The 20413-nt window shown below is 64.5% G+C and carries 17 protein-coding genes; 11 read left to right on the top strand and 6 right to left on the bottom strand.

The window, feature by feature from the left end; genetic code table 11:
• The first annotated feature begins 36 nt into the window (after positions 1-36).
• On the top strand, positions 37-1023 hold the full coding sequence (locus tag DAT37_RS39010) for an alpha/beta hydrolase (RefSeq protein WP_232840274.1): 987 nt from the start codon (positions 37-39) through the stop codon (positions 1021-1023).
• Position 1024: 1 nt separating this feature from the next.
• On the opposite strand, the gene DAT37_RS39005 is transcribed toward DAT37_RS39010, so the two are convergent.
• On the bottom strand, positions 1025-1348 hold the full coding sequence (locus tag DAT37_RS39005) for a DMT family transporter (RefSeq protein ID WP_109529982.1): 324 nt from the start codon (positions 1346-1348) through the stop codon (positions 1025-1027).
• Between the two features lie 78 nt (positions 1349-1426).
• Here DAT37_RS39005 and DAT37_RS39000 point away from each other — a divergent pair, with 78 nt between their 5' ends.
• A complete protein-coding gene (locus DAT37_RS39000; protein ID WP_109529981.1) occupies positions 1427-2125 on the top strand; it encodes a hypothetical protein in 699 nt (232 codons plus the stop codon).
• Positions 2126-2156: 31 nt separating this feature from the next.
• Here the strand turns inward: DAT37_RS39000 and argH are convergent, their stop codons facing one another.
• Complete coding sequence (gene argH, locus DAT37_RS38995) at positions 2157-3593, bottom strand: argininosuccinate lyase (protein ID WP_109529980.1); 1437 nt, start codon at positions 3591-3593, stop codon at positions 2157-2159.
• Between the two features lie 1192 nt (positions 3594-4785).
• The gene (locus DAT37_RS38980; protein ID WP_109529977.1) at positions 4786-5988 is read right to left on the bottom strand and encodes an argininosuccinate synthase; all 1203 of its coding nucleotides are present in this window, start codon (positions 5986-5988) and stop codon (positions 4786-4788) included.
• 272 nt (positions 5989-6260) lie between these two features.
• Between DAT37_RS38980 and DAT37_RS45115 the strand changes: the two genes are divergently transcribed.
• The gene (locus DAT37_RS45115; protein ID WP_198654665.1) at positions 6261-6437 is read left to right on the top strand and encodes a hypothetical protein; all 177 of its coding nucleotides are present in this window, start codon (positions 6261-6263) and stop codon (positions 6435-6437) included.
• 434 nt (positions 6438-6871) lie between these two features.
• Here DAT37_RS45115 and DAT37_RS38975 read toward each other — a convergent pair whose 3' ends face one another.
• From DAT37_RS38975 to DAT37_RS38965, 3 genes are all read right to left on the bottom strand, one after another.
• Positions 6872-9781: a type 1 periplasmic-binding domain-containing protein gene (locus tag DAT37_RS38975; RefSeq protein WP_198654664.1), complete on the bottom strand. Its 2910-nt coding sequence runs from the start codon at positions 9779-9781 to the stop codon at positions 6872-6874.
• Positions 9782-10058: 277 nt separating this feature from the next.
• Positions 10059-10715, bottom strand: a complete 657-nt coding sequence (locus DAT37_RS38970) for a hypothetical protein (RefSeq protein WP_157978905.1) — start codon at positions 10713-10715, stop codon at positions 10059-10061.
• A 169-nt stretch (positions 10716-10884) separates the two neighbouring features.
• Positions 10885-11070, bottom strand: a complete 186-nt coding sequence (locus DAT37_RS38965; RefSeq protein ID WP_109529975.1) for a hypothetical protein — start codon at positions 11068-11070, stop codon at positions 10885-10887.
• A 304-nt stretch (positions 11071-11374) separates the two neighbouring features.
• Here DAT37_RS38965 and DAT37_RS46580 point away from each other — a divergent pair, with 304 nt between their 5' ends.
• The 8 genes from DAT37_RS46580 to DAT37_RS44540 all read left to right on the top strand — a co-directional run bounded on the left by DAT37_RS46580 (position 11375) and on the right by DAT37_RS44540 (position 20411).
• Positions 11375-11716, top strand: coding sequence for a hypothetical protein (locus DAT37_RS46580; RefSeq protein WP_157978904.1), 342 nt, complete (start codon positions 11375-11377; stop codon positions 11714-11716).
• A 205-nt stretch (positions 11717-11921) separates the two neighbouring features.
• Positions 11922-12269: a hypothetical protein gene (locus DAT37_RS38955; protein WP_157978903.1), complete on the top strand. Its 348-nt coding sequence runs from the start codon at positions 11922-11924 to the stop codon at positions 12267-12269.
• Positions 12266-13528 (top strand): hypothetical protein, encoded by a 1263-nt coding sequence (locus DAT37_RS38950; protein ID WP_109529972.1) that lies wholly within the window; start codon positions 12266-12268, stop codon positions 13526-13528. The genes DAT37_RS38955 and DAT37_RS38950 overlap by 4 nt, the downstream gene beginning before the upstream one ends.
• Positions 13529-13548: 20 nt before the next feature.
• Positions 13549-14196, top strand: coding sequence for a hypothetical protein (locus DAT37_RS38945; RefSeq protein WP_109529971.1), 648 nt, complete (start codon positions 13549-13551; stop codon positions 14194-14196).
• Positions 14193-14777, top strand: a complete 585-nt coding sequence (locus DAT37_RS38940) for a hypothetical protein (RefSeq protein WP_157978902.1) — start codon at positions 14193-14195, stop codon at positions 14775-14777. The genes DAT37_RS38945 and DAT37_RS38940 overlap by 4 nt, the downstream gene beginning before the upstream one ends.
• A gap of 968 nt (positions 14778-15745) precedes the next feature.
• Positions 15746-17287 carry a competence protein CoiA family protein gene (locus DAT37_RS44545; protein ID WP_198654663.1) on the top strand — a complete coding sequence of 514 codons (1542 nt, stop codon included), beginning with the start codon at positions 15746-15748 and terminating at the stop codon, positions 17285-17287.
• Complete coding sequence (locus DAT37_RS38935; RefSeq protein ID WP_157978900.1) at positions 17284-19371, top strand: hypothetical protein; 2088 nt, start codon at positions 17284-17286, stop codon at positions 19369-19371. The genes DAT37_RS44545 and DAT37_RS38935 overlap by 4 nt, the downstream gene beginning before the upstream one ends.
• Positions 19368-20411: a hypothetical protein gene (locus DAT37_RS44540; protein WP_157978899.1), complete on the top strand. Its 1044-nt coding sequence runs from the start codon at positions 19368-19370 to the stop codon at positions 20409-20411. Before DAT37_RS38935 ends, DAT37_RS44540 begins: the two co-directional genes overlap by 4 nt.
• Positions 20412-20413 lie beyond the last annotated feature (2 nt).

Here is a 20413-nt window from a genome sequence, read left to right as displayed (position 1 = left end):
TCGCGATTCAGAATTTCATTCTCGAAGGAGGCGGTCGTGACGATCGGCCGGTCACTGCCACACCTGCGATTGCGGGAGCGCGATATCCCGGTGCCCTCCTCGGTGAGCGAACAGGCACGAGCGATCCTCGCGCTCGGCCCGCTCGCGCCCACACCGGAATGGCCCGCGCGCGACGACGCCGACGGCTGGCGGACGCTGATCGCCGAAATGGATCGGACCGCCCTCGCGATGGCCCCCGCCTCCGACGCCGCACGCGAGGTCGCGGTCGAGGAGATCTCCGCCGGAGGGGCCCGGGTCTACGTCATCACCCCGCACGCGTTCGACCCCGACGACCGTCGCGTCTACCTCGAATTCCACGGCGGCGCGTTCACCCAGGGCGGCGGCGAGATCTGCCGTCTGCGCGGGATCGACAACGCGCTGCGTGTGGGCGTGCGGTCGTGGTCGGTCGACTACCGGATGCCGCCGGACCACCCCTACCCGGTACCCCTCGACGACTGCCTCGCCGCCTATCGCGCGCTGCTCGAACAACGCGACCCCGGCGAGATCGTGGTCGGTGGCGTGTCGGCGGGCGCGAATCTGGCCGCGGCGATGATCCTGCGGGCGCGCGACGAGGGGCTCCCCCTACCGGCGGGTGTCGTACTGGCGACCCCGGCGGCCGATCTCACCGAATCCGGTGACACCTGGCAGACCAACCGCGGACTCGACAACATCCTCACCGGCCCCACGCCGTCGACACTGCTCTACGCGGGCGCCGCCGATCTGCGCGACCCCTACGTCTCACCGCTTTTCGGCGAATTCCACGCGGGATTCCCACCCGCCCTGCTGCTTTCCGGAACCCGCGACATGCTGCTCTCGGACACCGTCCGCCTGCACCGCGCGATGCGTTCGGCGGGCGTGCGGGCCGAACTGCACGTCTGGGAAGCGGCCGGGCACGGCGGATTCCTCGGCCGGGCACCGGAGGACGACGACCGCGCCGAGGAGATCCGCCGCTTCACCACCGCGTGCTGGAGCAGCGGCGCGTAACTCAGTGCGCCCCACCGAGTTCCAATGCCAGCACACCCAGGATCACCAGCGCGACGCCACCGACCTGCACCGGGGTCAACTTCTCGTCCAGGAACAGCGCGCCGATCGTAGCGACCGCCGCCACACCGATCGCGGACCAGATGCCGTAGGCGACGCCGATCGCCATACCGCGTTTGAGCGCCTGGGCGAGGAAGAAGAACGCGGCACAGTATCCGATCACCACGATGATCGAGGGAATCACCTTGCTGAACCCCTCGGACAGTTTCAACGAGATGGTCGCGGAGATCTCGGAAACGATCGCGAGCGCCAGGAACAGAAAGGTCATGACGGCACCCTAGCGAGGATACGATCGGATGCGCGGGGGCCGGGTCGTCCCCGGGATCGAGAACTCGGGGGATCGTCCGTGAACCTGCCCATGCACGTGGCGATGGGCACGCTGTGCGCCACGCCGCTGCTCGTCTTCCTGCCCGCGGTCGTCGGCGCCGTCGGCGTACACGCCGAGCACCGAAGGCGTCACGCACTGCGGCAGTGGGCGGCGAACAACGGATGGCAGTACGCCGAGGGACTCCACGCGCCGTGGACAGCGCGAATGCCCGGCGCGAACGCGCGCGGCGTCGGCGTCGCCCTCACCCGCGTGCTCGACGGCAGGCGGGTCACGGTCGCGGACTACCACTATCGGACGACGACGAACGAGCGGTCGACCGACGGGACGACACGCACGACCACCCGGAGGCACCATTTCGTCGTGACGATCGTGCATCTGGACCGTCCGCATCCGCCGATCGCGGTCGTGGAACGCGGCACGCTCGGAATCCTGCACCGCTCGATATTCGGCGACAAACCGACCGCGACCGGCAATATCTGGTTCGACAACCGCTTCTGGATCGCGAGCCGCGACCCGGGCTATGTCCGCCACCTCGTCGGGCCGGACCTGATCGACGCCCACATCGCGGGCGCCGTGCCCCTGTGGAGCGTCGCGGGCAACGATCTGATGACCTACTCGGTGGGGCACCTGAACCGCGTCCGTGCGATACCCGAGCACATCACCCCGCTGCTACGGGTCGCGAATCTGCTGGGCCGAACGGACGCGTGGTCGACCTGAACGGTGCGGCATCCCGGTGCGGTCGCCGATCTCAGCGCAGCCAGTCACGCAATGCCGACGCCTGCGCCCGCACCTCGTCGAGCTGAGCCACGACCTGCACACCGGCCGTGCCGCCGCGGGCGTTGCGCGAGGCGATGGAGCCCTGCACCGTCAGCACCTCGCGCACCTGCGGGGTGAGGGCGGGGTCGACGGCGGTGAATTCCTCGTCGGTGAGTTCGTCGAGTCCGACGCCGCGCGCTTCGGCCGCCCGGACGCACCCGCCCGCCGCCTCGTGCGCGACACGGAACGGAACACCCTGGCGCACCAGCCATTCGGCGATATCGGTGGCGAGGGTGAAGCCCGCGGGGGCGAGCTCGGCCATGCGGTCGGTGTGGAAGGTGAGGGTGGCGACCAGGCCCGCGATGGCGGGCAGCAGCAGTTCCAGCTGGGCGACCGAATCGAACAGCGGTTCCTTGTCTTCCTGCAGGTCACGGTTGTAGGCGAGCGGCTGCGCCTTGAGGGTGGCGAGCAGGCCGGCGAGGTTGCCGATGAGCCGTCCCGCCTTGCCCCTGGTGAGTTCGGAGACGTCGGGATTCTTCTTCTGCGGCATGATCGACGAGCCGGTGGACCACGCGTCCGCGAGAGTGATGTAGCCGAATTCCGGTGTGCTCCAGATGACGACCTCCTCGGCCATCCGGCTCAGATCGACACCGATCATGGCCAGCACGAAGGCCGCCTCCGCCGCGAAATCGCGAGAGGACGTGGCATCGATCGAATTGGCCGCGGCGGCGGTGAAATCCAGTTCCGCCGCGATCTGTTCCGGATCCAGGCCGAGCGAGGACCCCGCCAGCGCACCCGAGCCGTAGGGCGAGACGGCGGCGCGTTTGTCGAAATCGCGCAGCCGGTCGATATCGCGCAGCAGCGGATGCGCGTGCGCGAGCAGGTGGTGGGCGAGCAGAACCGGTTGCGCCGCTTGCAGATGCGTCTTACCCGGCATCACCGCGTCGGGATGCGCGGCCGCCTGCGCGACGAGCGCGTCGACCACTTCGAGCAGTCCGAAGGCGACGCGACGGACCGCGTCGCGCAACCACATCCGGAACAGCGTGGCGACCTGGTCGTTGCGGGAACGTCCCGCCCGCAACCGGCCGCCGAGTTCGGTGCCGACCCGGTCGATGAGTCCGCGTTCCAACGCGCCGTGCACGTCCTCGTCGGATTCCAGCGGACCGAACGCACCCGAATCCACATCCGCCGCAAGGCGATCCAGTCCGGCGAGCATCCCGGACAAGTCGCTGTCGGACAGCAGGCCCGCCTTGTGCAGCACACGCGCGTGCGCTTTGGACGCGCGGACATCGTAGGGGGCGAGCACCCAGTCGAAATGCGTCGACTTGCTCAGCGCGGCCATGGCGGCGGCGGGGCCCGACGCGAAGCGGCCACCCCAGAGCGCACCCTCGTTCGTGCCGCTGTGTGACGAGTGCTCGCTCGATGTCATCGTTGGCTCTCCTTCGGTCGGATGGGGAAGTCGGTTGTCGGGTGGCTGGTCGGTGGCCACGCGGTCGTGACCATCGAACCAGCAGACCTGAACGTCACCGGCACGCAGGGTCCGCGTGCCGTGTCCTCCGGGGGTGGATTGGGGTGTGCGTCGAAGTGTTCGCGAACGGGCGCGCTGTCGCTGCCGGAAGCCAGCGGGGCTCAGGGGGCAGTCCCCGACCCGAGGCAGGTCCAGCGCACGACGCGAGTTGCGCTCATGTCGCTCGTGGGTGCGAACGTGGGCGACCGGAGCGATGAGCAGCCGCGATGCGCGCTCCGGCATAGGCGGGCCGCTGTTTCGCGTAGACAGCGAAGCCCTTGGTCCAGCGCGCACCGGCTGTCGCAGCAGCGCCAGGCCGTGTCCGGGCATGCGACTGCCGCGCTGTGCCTTGCAAGGGCGGCGACTGACAGGTGCCGATTCGAGTTGCCGTCGGACAGGACCGGTGGCACAGGTGGTCAGCGGTCGGTCGATGAGAAGTACCTCCGGATCCGGATCGAGCATGTCGCGAATCTCGACCGGGTCGAGCTCATCAGACGGTTACCGCCGGACCGAGCACCTCCGGACTGACGACCTGACCGTCCGTTCCGGCCGATCCGACCGAGATCCGCCGGTCCGTCGGTGCCCGCCGATCCGTCGGTGCTGACCGAAGGTCCGTGACCAGCCGAACTATCGACACCGACCGGAGCGTCGCTGCAAACCCGACCTATCGGTGCTGGCCGATCCGTCGACACAGACCGAACTGTCAGCGCCCGCCGACTTATCGGTGCCGATCACACTGTCCGTGCCGACCGCACTGTCCGTGCTGGGCCATCTGTCGACACGGACCGACCTGTCGACGCTGGTCGAACTGTCCGTTGCCTGCCGAGCTGTCCGTGCTAGTCGAACTGTCGGTGATCAACCGATCTCCTGCGACGAGTCGACCCGAAACCGGTGGATCTCCACTCGATCGGGTCGCCCGACGCTCCCGTGACCGATGAGCGTCCAGGCGGCGGTCCGGCGGTACGCCGATCGTCACCGCGCTCTCGCCCGAAGGACCCGCCGACGTCATCTGGTAGACCGTCAGCGGTACCGCGAATCGCGCCGCCCGGTGCCGCCGGGCGAAGCGCGCCGCGGACATCGGCGGATTCATTCCACCGACGCCGCACCCATGCGACTACTTCTGGTTCAGATCCCGGCGCGCGGCGACCTTGGAGGACAGACCGTGGATCTGCACGAACCCCTTGGCCAGCGACTGGTCGAAAGTGTCACCCTCGTCGTAGGTGGCCAGGTTGAAGTCGTAGAGCGACTGATCCGAGCGACGCCCGTTGACCACGACGGAACCGCCGTGCAGCACCATCCGGATATCGCCGGAGACGTGCTGCTGGGTGTCCTGGACGAAGGCGTCCAGCGCGCGCTTGAGCGGGGAGAACCACAGGCCGTCGTAGGCCAGCTCGCTCCAGCGCTGCTCGACCTGACGCTTGTAGCGGCCCAGTTCACGCTCGATGGTGACGTGCTCCAGGGCTTGGTGCGCGGTGATCAGCGCGATCGCGCCCGGCGCCTCGTAGATCTCGCGGCTCTTGATGCCGACGAGCCGGTCCTCGACCATGTCCAGGCGGCCGACGCCCTGGCGGCCCGCGCGGTGGTTCAGTTCGACGATGGCTTCGAGCACGCTGACCTGGCGTCCGTCGATGGCGACCGGCACGCCCTTGTCGAAGCTGACGATGAGTTCGTCGGGCGCTTCGAAGTTGACGGTCGGGTCGGCGGTGTAGTCGTAGACATCCTTGGTCGGCGCGTTCCACAGATCCTCGAGGAATCCGGTCTCGACCGCGCGGCCCCACACGTTCTGGTCGATGGAGAACGGCGACTTCTTGGTGACGTTGATCGGGAGTTTGTTCTCCTCGGCGAAGGCGATGGCCTTCTCCCTGGTCCACGCGTAGTCGCGGACCGGCGCGATGACGTTCAGATCGGGCGCGAGCGCGCCGATGCCGACCTCGAAGCGGACCTGGTCGTTGCCCTTGCCGGTGCAGCCGTGCGCGACGGTGGTGGCGCCGTGGAACTTGGCCGCTTCCACCAGATGCTTCACGATCAGCGGCCGGCTGATCGCCGAGACCAGCGGGTATTCGCCCATGTACATGGCGTTGGCCTGGATGGTGGGCAGGCAGTACTCTTCGGCGAACTCGTCACGGGCGTCGACCACGACGGCCTCGACCGCACCGCAGTCGATGGCGCGCTGGCGCACCACGTTCATGTCCTCGCCGCCCTGACCGAGATCGATGGCGACGGCCACGACCTCGGCGCCGGTCTCCTTGCCGATCCAGCTGATGGCGACGGAGGTGTCAAGCCCACCGGAGTAGGCGAGTACGACGCGATCGGACATGTCTGTGTGCTCCTCGGTTCTCTTCGTGTCTCAGCAGTATGAGGCCCGCGCCTGCGAGCGGTGAGCGCGACCCGGACCCGGCACATCGGGACCTCTTCGACCGGCCCGCGCCGTCATGCAAATGATTATGCACGATGATGCAAGCTCATTCATAACCGGGGGTGGCCACTCTGCCTGCCTGCACATATTGTGTCCGAAACCAGCCTTGGCCGCGCCCCCACGCTGTGGAAGTCTGGACCTATCCATCCGCTCGGATGCGAAAGGACCGACCTATGTTCAGCACCATCATCGAACCCCTCCGGGATCTGGCCGAACAGAATCGCGACCTTCTCGGTTTCGTCGTCATCGGCCTCGGCAACTTCGGCCTCGGCGTCACCAAATTCGGCCTCGACCTGGCGACACCCCTGCTCCAGCAGTTCTTCTCCGAGTATCCGCCGGGTCACTACTGACTGCCCCTGACCTGACGCCCCTCGGTCACGGTGTACTGCGGCGGACGGGACCGGCCTGAACGGACATTCTTCGACGGAAAAGACAGAAGCCCGCCGCTCGCGGTCGACTTTGTCCGCCCAAGCCGGAACCTACACAACAAGGACGCCGTCGAGTAGCGGTCACCGCGTCCCCGCTGACGGTCACCCGCTACGAACGATAGGGATCGACCAAGCCGCTGGAGGTTCTGCGATCTCGAGCACAGCGTCCGGAAAGTGTTCCCCCGCGACGGAATAGCATGCCCTCGTCCGTCCGACCGGAGTCAATACACCGCGTTCGGTCAATGCCTTCGCGGTTATCGACTCCTGTGTGGAATGGACGACTCGACAAAACTGACCGCGCTCGGAGATCTGGGCAAACTCCAGAACACCGTGCCGATGTCTCGCCGACTTCGAATTCAGCCAACCGATTTGGACGGCTTCACCCAGTCCTCGAGATCGCTGTCATCCCCCGATTTCGCGCCGCCGGTGTCGGTGGCCGCGGTCTTTCCGGTTCCGGCCGGGCACCCATCGCCGCCCGGGGCGCCCTTCTCACCGGGCGTGATCGGGAACATCACCAGGCATCGGTGGGGAACCTCGCCGCCCGCTTCGGTGACCAGCACAGCCAGGGACGAGGTCTTCGCGACACGCCCGGAAGTGAAGTCGATGTACCCGGTGACACCCTGAACCGCGGTGTCCCGCAATTGCATGGCGACCGCCGAACGGCTGGGCAGACGATCGCCGGTCTCGGCGACGCGCACGGTGTTGAGGAAGAGACCCGAGGCGTCGTAGCCGAGTCCGAGGCGATCCCCGACCCAGGACGGCCTGTCCGTCCACCGGACGTCGGAATATCCGCGCAGGTCCGCGATGAGTTCGGGCACCGTGTCGCACAGGGCCGCATAGACGGCGGGCACCTTCGCGGTGCCCACTTCGGCTCTGCCCTCGAGGCAGGCGCGACCACCGAGGATCGCCGGTGCGGCCTTGGCGACATACCGCACGGTCAGACCCGGCGGCAGACCCTTGCTCACCTCGGGATCGGCGATCACCCGGGTGAGGGTGTCGTTGCCGAGGATCGCGGGACTCTCACCGCTGAGGCAGCCGTTGGCGACCGAGCCCGCGAAGGCCGGGAAGTCGTCGTTGCGCCCCGCGTAGAACAGCAGGGTCTCCCGATCGAACTGGGGTGTGCAGAACGCGGGGAATCGGTTGAGTTCGTGCTGTGTGGTCCAGGTGCGCCGTTCGATCTCGATATTTCGCCGTGCGAGCTTGTCGGTCAGGCTGTCGACCAGGGTGGTCACGTAGAGGTCGGTGGGAACCTGCGGGTAGTACAGGATCACTTTCCGGAAGCGGGGCTGCCCCGCCTTGTCGGACGAGCGCGGATATCGCGCGCCCTCGACGTAATCGACGATGAGTTCGGCGTGTTCGGCGTTACTCGGCGTGGCCTGGAAATAGAGGGGCGAGGCATTGGCGAGGTCGTTCGCTGTCAGCGTCGTCGCGACCACCGGCACGCCGAGATCACCGAGACGGGTAATGGCCGTGCGTGTCGCGGTACTGCTGCGATCCATCCCGACGACGCCGAGCACACTCGCGTCGTGGGCGAAGAGCCCGCGCAGGTGTTTGTCCACCACGCGGGGCGCGTGCCGCATCTCCGTACCGCCGTTGGCGATCACCACGTGCATCAGCGGCTCGGATTCGGAACGTTTCTTCAGCGCCAGCCGCTGCTGCACCGCGATCCCCGCCAATTCTTCGACCTGCGCCGACGGGTAGCGCACATTGGCGTCGGAATAACTGAGACCGGCGAAATAGACCAGCGTCATCAGCGGCCTGCGCGGATTGGTCCTGCGCGCGCTCTCGGCCTCGCCGTTCAGCCGGAAGACTTCCCGCTGAATCGCTTTCAGATAGGGGTCGTCGGTGAACACCTGACGGGCGTTGTCGCTGTAGCCGACGCATTCCCCCTCGTGCATTTCCACCGAGACGCCCGACGTCCACGGCCAATGCGTGCACGGCACCCCGCGCAGGGCGGGCACGACCACGAGTGTGGCGGCCACCAGCAGAAGGACCGGCAGCAGAACCGACATCGTCACGACCCCGCGGCGCGCGGCGGGTGGCGGCGACGGCGGCACCGCGAGGTGGGCGTAGCGCGGGTCACGCACGGTCCCGTTCAGCGGGTCGGGTAGTCGCACCCGCAGCGGCAGCGACCAGGCGTGGGGCAGCCGATTGGTGCGCATGTGGTCGATATTGCGCAGCCAGCGCTGGAGCGGATCCGGTTGCACATCCGAGGACGGCCGGTCGACCAGGCTCTCCAGGGTGTCGAGATTCGTCAGATCACCGATCCGGCCGAGGTCACGGGCTTGCGGCCGGGCCGGTGCCGACTCCAGACAGGCCAGCACCACCAGCGGATCGAACAAGCCGGTCTCGTTGCGGATGTCGTTGATACGCGTGAGAAGTCGCGCGCCCGCGCTGTCGGGCGCGACCGGCCCGAGCAGCGCCACCGGATAGGCGGTGCGCCGCCAGCCGGACGGCCGCCAGAGCGGACGACGGTACGCGTCGCGCAAATCCTCGAGGAAGGCGTGCACGAGCAGTTTGGCGATCTGCTCGTCGTTCTCGTCGCTACGCCCCGACGCCGTGAGCCGGGTCGCGAAACCCAGGAAACTGTCCGACAGTTCGGGTGCGAGATAGCGCTGGCGCATGAACCAACGGGTCACCTTCGACATGCCGGGGATACGGCCGCCACTGATCCACAACCACAGCCGCAGCACCGGCCACAGCGCCAGCACCGCGAACACCGTGCGCGACAGCACATCCCCCGCCGCCGCCTCACTCGCGCCGTCCGCCGACCGTGCGGGCGAACCGCTGCGCAGCAACCTCGGCAACCGGGCACGCAGTTCCACCGCCGCTTCGGTCTCGTCACTGGTCACCCGCTGTCGGGTCAACCAATCCGCCGTGCGGTAGCGCGGGAACCTGATCGGCCCCATCGCGGTGTCGTCGGTGGAGAACCCCTCGACCAATCGCTGCAGGATCGGCAGGCAATGCCCCTCGATCTCCTGTCCGGTCGCGTTGGGATCCGGAGCCAACGCGTCCGGCGGCAACCCCGCCGCCGAAAGATCCACTCGCGCACGCGGACTTGCCCGCCGCCCGCCGGATTCACCGAGCCAGCGGTAGATCTCGACCAGCAGCGCGCTCGACGGCGGCACGTCGACCAGGCCGACGAGAGGACGCGGCAACGGCCGTCGGCGACGGATCAGCGTGCGAAACACCCGCGGGCGCGAATCCGGAACATTGAGCGCTCGAACGAATTCGAGCAGTTTGCCGATATCGTTGGCCTCTGGCACCGACGGCCTCCCCCACTTGCTCAGAACTACGGCCGCGTATGGAATTGCGTCCGCGTTAACGGGCGACTGTACCGCGCGGTGCGGAACCGGGCATCAGATCGAATTCACGGACGCCTGTATGCCGCACCGAAATCATCGCGCCGCAGGCAGCGGATCATCCCCGGGCGTTGTCGCCGCCGTGCGGTTCGACGGCACCGGCAAACGGCCACGCCGCTCCGGGGACCACGGCCGTCCGACCATGCAGGACGGGGCCGCGCACGATTCCGCCACCGCCTTCTCACGTGGTCGGGGTGGCTACGCCCGCCGCGGCGAGTACCCGGGCCACAGCGTCGGGATCCGTCGGCTCGTCCGTCGGCCTGACGGCGCGCAGGGAATCCAGCAGTACGCGGACATCCAGCCGATACGCCTCGGCATCGGACAGCACGTGGTGTGCGCTCGGCGCGTGGTCGCCCTCGATCAGGTAGAGACGCAACTCGCCGAGCACGCTCGCCCGATCCACGAAGCGGCTCATCCCGCAGTCCAGACCGTCGTCGCGGAGATCATCCGGATAGGAGGCGCGAGCCCAGACGCCGCTGTCGTACCAGTAGACGCAACCCAGCTCGTGCCCCTCCAACCGGTCACGCAGTTCCTCGAACGGGAGCCAGTCCGGCGCGCCCGCGACCATATCGATCCTCGGCTGGTGGAACTTCACGCCGCTCGCTTCGTCCTCGCCGTAGAGCACGAAACGGCCGTCCCCCATCCGAGACATGGTCCACCACGTGCAACCGCAGTCGTCGAGATGCAGCCCCTCGGCGTCGAGCCAGATACCGGTGCGGTGACCGGCCTTCGACTCGTCGGCCGCGTGCGCGTCGACGGCCGCGAGCAATGCCCAACGTGCCCAGAGTGTCTCGGCCGCGGGCAGATCCTCCAGCACACCGGGACGGTGAATAGTCATGAGAGGTCCCCTTCCGGACGTCACGGGCGACTACAACCGCTGAGCGCGATCAGCGCCTGGTCGACCTCGGCTCTCAGCGGGTCATCGGAGAGGTTGTCGGCCTGGGGCAGCGGAGGTTCCATCGCGTAATCCTCGACACCGATAACACCCCGTCGAGCAACGACTGGAGTCACTGGCGCACTCGTTGATCATTGGCCGAGGACAGTCGATGGGCGGCCAGCCCCTCCCGCACGAAGTCCGAACGGGTCACCTCGCCGGCGTAGGTCTCCCTCAGGGTCGGTTGCGCGGCGATACCGCTGTCGTACTGGGCTTCGGAAAGTCTCTTCCACAAAGGAATCGGGTACCTCTCGCTCATTCGAACCGCCGACATCCCATGCCTAAGGTTCGACCGGAACACACGATACGTTCGACCGCACGGGTGTAGGCGGTTCAGTGCTGTCAGCATAAGGCTGGTGCGGCGGTGATTTCGTGACAGACGTAGGTGGACGCGGCGGGCGTGGCGGACGATTCTGGCTGGGATCGAGAACAGTTGCAGACGCGGCATTTTCGGTTACCAGCGGCTGGCTGGATGGTCGTGCATGCCGATCGTTTGCCGCCAGGCGGTCAGATCGAGGGCGAGCGCGACGATCGCGCGCCAGATCCGGTTAGCGTCGAAAGACTTGCACGGGAGGTTGCGCAGCCGGTGCCTTTGGCTGCGCGGATGCGGTCCTCGCAGCGGGCGCGACGGCGACCTGCTGGTCCGGCAGCGGTATACCGACTCCGACGGTCGCCGCGCCGAACAGCGCGAATCGTTGGAACTGAAAGTCTGGCGCGACGGACGCAAGGACCCGCTGGAGGAAGGACTGGCCCAACTCGACGGTTACCTCGATCGAATGGGCCTGACCACCGGGATACTGGTGATCTTCGACCGCCGCACCACCGCCACCCCGATCACCGAACGGACCCGGTTCGACGAAGCCACCTCCCCCACCGGGCGACAGGTCACGCTCCTACGTGCCTGACTACTCGGGTAGCGGATAACGGTGGTGGCGACCGAATCCGGTGTCGCCGACCTGGTACCGCAGCGCGACACCGACTCGACCGCGCTGTCGACCATCGTGTGACAGGCGCCGGGAATTCGCACCGGCCCCGAAGGACGGTGCCGAGCGGGAGGTTTGCCGGACTCCCGGACCGGCTATATGGTGCTGAGAGATCGGGGAGGGAGACATGGCCGGATACTTTCATGTGGATATCGACGTGCTCGCGAGCACGGTGCGGTCGCTGAAGAATTCCGAACAGGTACTCGGCGATGCGATGAAGGCCCTGGAGAACGCGGGCGACGGCGATATCGGCACCACCGGCCTGAACGACGCCGCCGAAAGTTTCCAGCGCAGCTGGAAATTCGGCATCGAACGGATCATCGACGCCGCGACCACCACCGCCGAGGGCGTCTCGAAATGCCATGACGCCTACGTGTCCGCAGACTCCGCGTTCGCGAACGCGGTGAATCAGGCCGCCCAGGTGGTCGACGCGCAGGGTACCGCCGCCGACAATGCCGTGGGGGTGCAGCGGTGAGCGCCAACCCCTACCCCAACCTGGGGTTCAACCCGGTGCGCGGCAGTACGGCCGAGGTAGCGAACCTCCGCCTGCGTATCGACGCGGCACGCCAAGGCGTGACGGAGACCAAGACACTGCTCGACCGCCTGCTCGACAGCGGCGACGTGTGGAAAGGCGATGCGGGCGACGCCTTCCGGGCGAATTTCGACGCCACACTGTCCACCGACCTGCGGTTGGCCCAGAAGTCGCTGGAATCCGCCGTCGATCTCGTCACCGAATGGCATACGAACCTGGTCGATTTCCAGAGCACCGCGAAGGGGCTCGAACAGGAGGCGGCCGCGGCGCGTGCCGAACTCGCCACCGCGAACACCACACTCACACAGGCGCGCGCGCATCCCGACCTCGCCCTGGCCAATACGCAGTTCTCCGATGCCGCCGAGTTGAGCGCGGCCCAGTCCCGTCTGGACGCGGCGATCGCGCGGGTGAACGCGGCGGTGACGGCGGTGTCGAATTGCCAGACCACCCTGGACGCGATCATCCGGCGCGCGACCGATCTCGAGGCCGTGCACAACGCCCTGGCCGCTCGGATCGCCGCCGCTCTCGTGGAAGCCGCCGAGAACGCGCCGAGCAAGCCCGACGAGAGCCTCTGGGACAAGATCGTCGACGCGGTGAACGCGCTCGGCGACTGGATCGACGAGCATCGCGAACTCCTCCACAACATCCTCTCCACCACCGCGGCCATCGCGGGTCTGCTGGCGGTGATCACCCCGCCCCCGATCAGCGCCATCGCCCTCGGCGTCTCCCTGGTGGCCGGGGTCGGAGCACTCGGACTGAGCCTCACCGACGACGAACTGCGCGACGATCTGTTGCACGGCAGTCTGAGTGAGAAGCTCAGCGCCGGAATGCAACTCTCGGGTGACGCGCTCGGGCTGATTCCCGGCGTCGGCGCACTCGGCAAGGTCGGCAAAGTGGCGATGCTCGGCGACGCGGCGGGCGATGTCGGCCGTTTCGAGGGCATGGCCCGCGCGTGGTCGGAGGCAGCCCACAATCCCGGGCTGGTCAACAAGTTCATGACCGACCACAACGTCGGCGGCGTGACGGACATCATGGCCAATACCGGTGTCACCAACGGGGTCAATCGGCTGCTGCAATTCACCGGCGTCGAGGGCGCGCACAGCGTGGCCGATCCCGCTGTGGCGCTCACGGTACTGAAGCGGACCGAGGGTGCGGTCGGATCGGTGGCCGGTCTGGCTCTGGGAAGCATCTTCGGGGACTGAATGATCGAGGATACCGAGCGATGACCGACAATCCGGCGCGTCCGCCGCGCTACGCCGTGGCAGTGGAGATCCCGCCCGGCTATCACGAACTCCCGCTGACCGATATCGCCACCGCGATCTCGGCCGCCGAACCACTGCTGTCGCGCCGCACCGCGGGCGAGCTGCGCGCCAGTGTGCCGAAAACCCTCGGCACACTCGAATTCATGCTGGAAGCACTCGCCAAGCGCAATGCCGTGTACTGCGGCATCGGCACGCACAGAAGCGCCGACGGGCATCCGGTGGTGTCCTGGCTGACGATCTCGTGTCTCGATGCCGGCGCGCCCCGCAATCCTCGCCTCACCCTGGCCGACATCGCGCAGCGCAAAACCCGCGACGAGATCTCTTGGCGGGTAGAAGGTGTCGATGTCGGCGAGCGGCCCCTACTGTTCAGCGAGGGCATCGGCCACTACCCCGCTCCTGACCTGCCCGCGCTGCCGAAATCCGACGACGCGGCGCGCACCCACCAGATGGAGGCGGTGATCGCTTCGCCGGACGGCACCACCGTGGCGGTGATCGAGGTGACCACCGCCGAAGTCGACCGAGGGCCGGAATTCGCCCCCATGCTGTTCGGACTGGCGGCGACCCTCGAATTCGTTGCCTCTTCAACGACCTCGAGTCTCACACTGTGAACCGGCCACCCATGATGGACATCGCACCGCCGCCCGGACCGGCCCGGCAGTTCCCGCCGACCAGACAAGCGCTGCGCCGCAACTGGTGGATTCGGTGGCCGTTGCTGCTCACCGCGCTGGCCACCGGACCACTGACCGTCGTATTGATCAACAATTACGCCGATGCCGCCGCTCTGGTCGCATCGCAGTACTTCATCTTCGGGACGATGTTCGGCGGATGTTTCGTCTGGATCAATCGACGCCGCCGCAAGGCCCTGCGAAATCCGTGGACGGTGTGGCGTATCCGGTATCTGTCCGGTGGCCGCTACGAGTGGGTCGACCTGCTCGGCCCGCAGGGTGAGACAGCGGGCACGCTCCTGCTCAGTACGTGGGCGTGGGACCGGGGAAAGCTGGTCGACCACGCCACCCGCGAGATCTGGTTCGCCGGCGATCCGGCGAGGTACGGGATCGTGTCGCGTCCGGGTGGGCGAGATATGCGCTACGCGTACGTATCCCGCGTCTACAAGCCACCGCGCTTCACCTTCCGTGAGGACGCCGGTGGTCCGCGTGTCCCCGGTGCGGGTCGACATTCAAGCGATTGACCGCCGACTCGTCGGGGGCGAGCTAAATTCATCCCGCTCAGGACAGCCGGTCGATGGCCTCGCTGTCGCCCAACTCGCCGACGCGGCGCCCACAGGCTTGCGCACAACGGTGATTGAATCTCCCCGGGTCTCGTGCGCACCGGGCTATCTGTCTCCGGCCAGTTGTTCGGAGCAGGTGAGATAGTACTCGGGCTTCGTACTCGATAGCTGGTCGGCCGCCGATTCGGCTAATCAGCCGGGAGTCAACGCACTCGGACGCAAGGCCGGCGCCGCCAATCCGGATGCCCACACCCGAGCAGTTGCAAGAGCTGGTACGGCAGCAAATAGAGGAAGAAGACGAGCGCGCAGTCATCACCGCGAAGGACGCCTCGCACGAGGCTCTGACGGACGAACAGGCGAAAATGTTACATGAAGCCCGCCAGCGGTACTAAGTTGATTCGTTCGACTTCCCTGAACCAGGAGCACCATAGATGACCCTTGCTCACCCTCGCGCCGATCTCAGTGCCGCGCCCGGATCCGAGGTCGTGCCCCGCGAGGAGATGCGCCTGGCGAACCTCGCCGAGAGGGTCGCAGAAGACCATGATTTCCATCTGTGGCTAGAAGCCCTGCCTCGCAAGACGGCGATTAGGTGCTCACTGTCTCCAACCACTTATTTGCCCGCCCCCGATCCCACAGGAGGAGCGGACAGCCCGACCAGGCCGTCGCCAGTCGACGATGTCACATCATGGGAGCTGGCCAGGGTGCGGTGACACCACGCACCGGACCTTCCATTCTCTACTGAAGCGAAGCCCCACCACCGCTTGTCGATCGCACAGCACCGCGAAAACTACGGCGAGACAGCGGCGATCACACTCCGCGCAGCGCAGCAGTGATAGATATCCGGCACTGATTTCCAGCGGAATATTACAAAGAGCATTCACCGTCAGCAACTGGAACTGATAGTCCAAAATCGAACGGAAGGGCGGCCGATGAAGCGCGCAATGGACTGGCACAGCGAATCGCTGGTCGATGCGGATGATGCAGTCAGGCACCATCCGTTCGAATGCCCGACCTGTTGGACCGAAGTAATACTCGCACAAGGCGACATTAATGCAGCATATTTTCGACACAAGGACACATCACTGAGATGCCCGGACTATCACCCCGGTGTCGGCATCTCATCTCAGTCGCATTTCCCGCGAGACCAGCGTTTCACGCTCCGCCTTACCCTAGCCGATAACAAATGGACTCTCTATTTCAAATTACCGGAGCTCCAAGCCAAGGAGATGGCTACAACTAATCCCAAGGAGCTGAGAAGTCTCACAATTGCACTACAGCCCAGCAATGGACCTATTCAACGGATCAATGGCCTAGAATTATGGCCCGGTGCCGGAAAATCTACCATCGCCGTGAATCCCGCCGATCAAATTATCCGGTCATTCACAGAAGGAAAATGGCCGCGATGGGATGTTTCTCGCTGGAACAACAGCGTACAGAAAATCCCGGAACTGGGCGGAATCTTCGGCCAAGACCGCGGCGGCGACTACGTCCTCTGCGACGAAAGCCGACCGCTGTACCTCGGCAGATCCGCAATCCTGGTTGCCCAGGAGCGCATGCCTCCACCAACCTGGGTCATAGCCGACAGACTCAACAGTCAGGACGGATACGCCGCTTGGCACTTCTTTGCCCCACCCTCCACCAATCCCAGATACCAGCGATGGCTGAAGAAATATGGCACCACACTTGCCGAAAATCGCGGTCCATCGATAGTCCTGACTCCACCGATCGACTACCGAGACGACCATACACACCGCATCCGAAATGACGATTGTGCAATCATCGAGCCTTCCCTCTCAGCTGCGGCGATAGTTGCGCAGTCCGACTTAGAATTCAGGCCACTCAAACTCGACACCCCCGCCAGCTTCGTGCGCCTATCGGGAAGTTGGCAGCATGCCATTCTGCGCACCCGCTCGGGTGACCAAATGCACATAACCAGAGAAGATTCAACAGCATCGCACCTTCCGTTCAGTACACGAGAACTTTGGGGCATCGCCCTCGACGGACGGAAGCTGAAGCCTTACACAGCTGTCGAAGTAGAAAGCATCGGGACACCAAGGCTGTCGGTTGATACTGAAATATCAATTCGATTCACGGCTACCATTCAGTACCCCACGAAGACAACTCAGCGTCTACCTAATGCAACCGAGGAAGCTCTCAATGATTGGCTCCACCAAATCGATTCGAGCGCAAGCTTTCTTGAAGTTGATGCAGGCAGCTTCGGAGCCATACGGATCAAAAACGCTCGACAACTATCTCCGAACGTACGAGGAGACCAGAAAACACCAAGGACAGGCATTGCAGCCCTAGATTCCGAAATACCACGCGTCCGAGAAGTTCTTGGCAATGAACCGTATCGCTCAAGATGGAGTTTCGCCTACATGGCCCTCCGAGGCGATGATACACGATTTAGACACCATTGGAAATTGGGCGACAGGCGGAACTCGACCAAAAATTGGAGAATTCAGCGATGAATATCGCAACCGGCACACATATCCTCGGCAAACTTACAGTCAAAAACCGCACGAACAAGCGCATGGAGCCGCAACACTTTCTCACGGGAAATATATGGGAGCATACTGAGCCCGAGGCATTCGAGTCAAGCCTTCCACTGAAAATTCCTGTCAATTTTCAGGCAACCCAAAATGCGCCTATAGTTGCCGAACTCGTTGAAGCGCCCCCGGTGTCAGCAAATCAACCACAAAGATTCAACCTCAAGTCGGTTCGGCAAGCCAATGTGGTGATCGATCGAAGTACCTCAGGTCCGGCTCACCGTATTGCCAACGCGCTCGATGAGATTTCCTTCCCCCAATGGGCAAGTAGTACTACCGAAATTTTTGTCCTGTGCGAAGGCAGTCAACTTCTGGGGCCACTTCAGGTTGCCAAGCGAAAGCTGTGCGCCCGATCGATGGCAAAGCTGGAGGTGCGCCGATCAAATGACCTGGTCATGACCTATTTCGACGGCTACCTGGTTGCCGACCGCATCGACAACCTGCCGGTTATCGACTACGTCGACTGCCGCCCGGTCGAGGAGGTCTTGAATGATGTCGCGACCCTGGCGGTGTCAACACTTGCAAGCCTCGATTCGGATATGTCGGACCTTCAAATAGCGAGGCGAACCCTCACGAATTTGCGCGATTGGATTGGCGGCAGACCCGACACGGACGGCGGCTCGCTCGATACTCAACGCCTTGAGCGAGCGCTACAAGCCTGTGACGATGCCGATACTCAAGTCCGCCTCGCATCGCAGATTGCAACTACCCTGACGGGACTACCAGATGTGGCGGCCCGGATGGACCGAGCGATCGCGGAAGCGAGGGCCAGCGCTGAGCGCGCTGAGCTCGATGAGATCGAAATTAGGGTCGCGCGCGAAGCCGACGTACTGGCCCGCCTCCGGAAAGATGTGCATGCCGCACAATCTGAACTTCACCAGCTCAATGCCCGCATCGCTGGGGCACAGCACCAGCTCGTCACAGCACAGGAAGCCGTGAATGCCCGGAATGAGGAACTGCGGGGCGATGTCGCGATTGCCGTGGAAGAGCTGGTGAGCGGCACACGCGAACGTCTCGCATCATCGATCATCGCGCAGGCCCTGACCATGGAAAGGACTCCAGGTCAGTCGCGCCGCTCACCTGCACCCACTTCCGTCGATCTCCGGCCGGCTGCCGAATCACATCCCGCGGAAGAGCGCGTGATCAAGAAGCACCTGATCACAGCCGTGAAGTCCTCGGGGATGCCTGCCCGTGCCGCGGAACGTCTGTTCGCGGCCCTCAGTACGCAACTCTTACCGATCACCCTGGGCAACGGCGGTCCGGCTGCACTGTCAGCGATCGCTACGCTGATGTTCAGCGGTCGGATCGTCCGCATTCCAGTCGCACACGACTTTCTCCACCCCGTAGACCTTCTGGGGCTGCACTCGGCAAAACCTGAGACATTCCGACACCACCATGGGATCCTCGAGGCCGCCAATACGGAGGCCGCCGCCGGTGACGTCATGGTTCTCCTTGAAGGTATGAACCAAGCACCTACGGAATCCTATCTCGTCCCGTGGCTACAAAACCGCTGGGACGATACCGAGTTCGCTGCACTGCAGCCGCACTCGAATCTCAGGCTTGCCGGCACGATAGCGACAGGCATCACCTCGGCACGCATAAGCCCCGACCTGTGGGGATACGCAATCGCAGTGGATGTACCGAGGGTTCTCACGTGGCCTGTTGGACAAGAATTCTCGTCCGTTAGATTTGTGAAGCCGACCGGGCTGGCAGACCTCGAGATTGTGGATCACCTGTTGGACAACATCGGGCAGACCTGGCCGTTCTCGCACGACATAGAGACTGTTGCGCGACGATTTGCAGGTGCACTCCGTCCACTCCAAGACGAGGAGCAGATCCATCGATCGCTCGCCGAATGCATACTTCTTCCGGTCGGAGCAACTTCTCTCGATGACGCAGAGTACGAGATATTCGTAGCCAGCATGGCCAAGAATATGTCCCTGACAGAGGAAGAAGCGGTCGCGTTTCACCATCTCGCCAAGCGCTTCCGGATGCGCCTGGCATGACTGGACGTCACCTGACACTCGAAGTCATCGATCGCGCTGGAGCAGAATACGAGTTGGCGAAAAGCCTGGCACTGAAATCAGACTTCGACCTAGATGAGCGCCGCTACGAAATTCTCCGCGCCGTTGCGTGGGCTTCGACCCAAGCCGAAAAGCCTGTCTACATTCGGACGCTCCTGGATCGCACGGTATCGATGGACAGATCGATCAACCAAGTAAATTCAGATCTTTCCGACACCGATCGCCGCAAAATACTTCGGGAGCAATTGAAAGATCTGAATTCCATCGGCGACCTCGCCGAGCTGGGGAATGGCTACTGGGTGAGTGTCGTTGGCGTATTCGTCGAGATCGATAACGATTCCCCTTATCTTTTTGCCAGCGGTATCCCTCGCCGACTACTGAACCAGCAGACAGCTAGTGCAATTACATACTCGGGTATTTCGCGCCAAATTCCTAGGGGCGAAATCAGCGACCGCTTGGGCTTGCCAATCGTAGACCTCGATCTATGGTCACGCCGCCCCGATACAGACCTCCAAACTTGGACTCAGCAGTTTATCCGTTCGACCAACATCACCGCTTCTGAGGGGATAGTGACTAGTTCGATCGAGTTCTACCTGCCCCGGACTGCACAGCCCGGATGCTTCCAGTCAGATCGCTGGCATCACGCGAGCCGGGAAACAACCGGCACATATCTATATCGGCAGACTGTGTTGAATCATTGGCGAATCTACGGACTCGCGGTGCTCGAAGCCGGAAATATTCGAGGAACATGTGAGATAGACCGCCGGGATGCACACCGATTGATGTACGGATGCGACATGGATGCCGGAAATCCCACGACGGGAACGTGGATCGATTATGGGCGCCCGGGTGTGGAGCTCACACTCCACAACCCTGTTCCAGCACCTGAGATCCGCGCATTGACTGCACTCACGAAGCGAGTCCCAGCAAAGAAGTACCAGTACAGATTCATGGCTACGACGTACCGAGAGCAGGTGCGACAGATCGTCGATGACTTAGGTATCCACATGGTGAGGAAGTAGCA

Origin of the sequence: Nocardia aurea (genome assembly GCF_003123685.1) — a bacterium.
GTDB classification, from domain to species: Bacteria; Actinomycetota; Actinomycetes; order Mycobacteriales; family Mycobacteriaceae; genus Nocardia; species Nocardia aurea.
Note: the sequence above shows the minus strand (reverse complement) of the source record. Positions and strands in the feature narration are given on the sequence as shown.

Excerpts from the sequence above, each read along its gene's own strand:
- DAT37_RS45115 (WP_198654665.1), top strand. The coding sequence starts at position 6,261 with ATGTTCAGCACCATCATCGAACCCCTCCGGGATCTGGCCGAACAGAAT.
- DAT37_RS44545 (WP_198654663.1), top strand. The coding sequence starts at position 15,746 with ATGAAGCGCGCAATGGACTGGCACAGCGAATCGCTGGTCGATGCGGAT.
- DAT37_RS38970 (WP_157978905.1), bottom strand. The coding sequence starts at position 10,715 with ATGACTATTCACCGTCCCGGTGTGCTGGAGGATCTGCCCGCGGCCGAG.
- DAT37_RS38955 (WP_157978903.1), top strand. The coding sequence starts at position 11,922 with ATGGCCGGATACTTTCATGTGGATATCGACGTGCTCGCGAGCACGGTG.
- argH (WP_109529980.1), bottom strand. The coding sequence starts at position 3,593 with ATGACATCGAGCGAGCACTCGTCACACAGCGGCACGAACGAGGGTGCG.
- DAT37_RS38935 (WP_157978900.1), top strand. The coding sequence starts at position 17,284 with ATGAATATCGCAACCGGCACACATATCCTCGGCAAACTTACAGTCAAA.
- DAT37_RS39005 (WP_109529982.1), bottom strand. The coding sequence starts at position 1,348 with ATGACCTTTCTGTTCCTGGCGCTCGCGATCGTTTCCGAGATCTCCGCG.
- DAT37_RS38945 (WP_109529971.1), top strand. The coding sequence starts at position 13,549 with ATGACCGACAATCCGGCGCGTCCGCCGCGCTACGCCGTGGCAGTGGAG.
- DAT37_RS38980 (WP_109529977.1), bottom strand. The coding sequence starts at position 5,988 with ATGTCCGATCGCGTCGTACTCGCCTACTCCGGTGGGCTTGACACCTCC.
- DAT37_RS38965 (WP_109529975.1), bottom strand. The coding sequence starts at position 11,070 with ATGAGCGAGAGGTACCCGATTCCTTTGTGGAAGAGACTTTCCGAAGCC.
- DAT37_RS44540 (WP_157978899.1), top strand. The coding sequence starts at position 19,368 with ATGACTGGACGTCACCTGACACTCGAAGTCATCGATCGCGCTGGAGCA.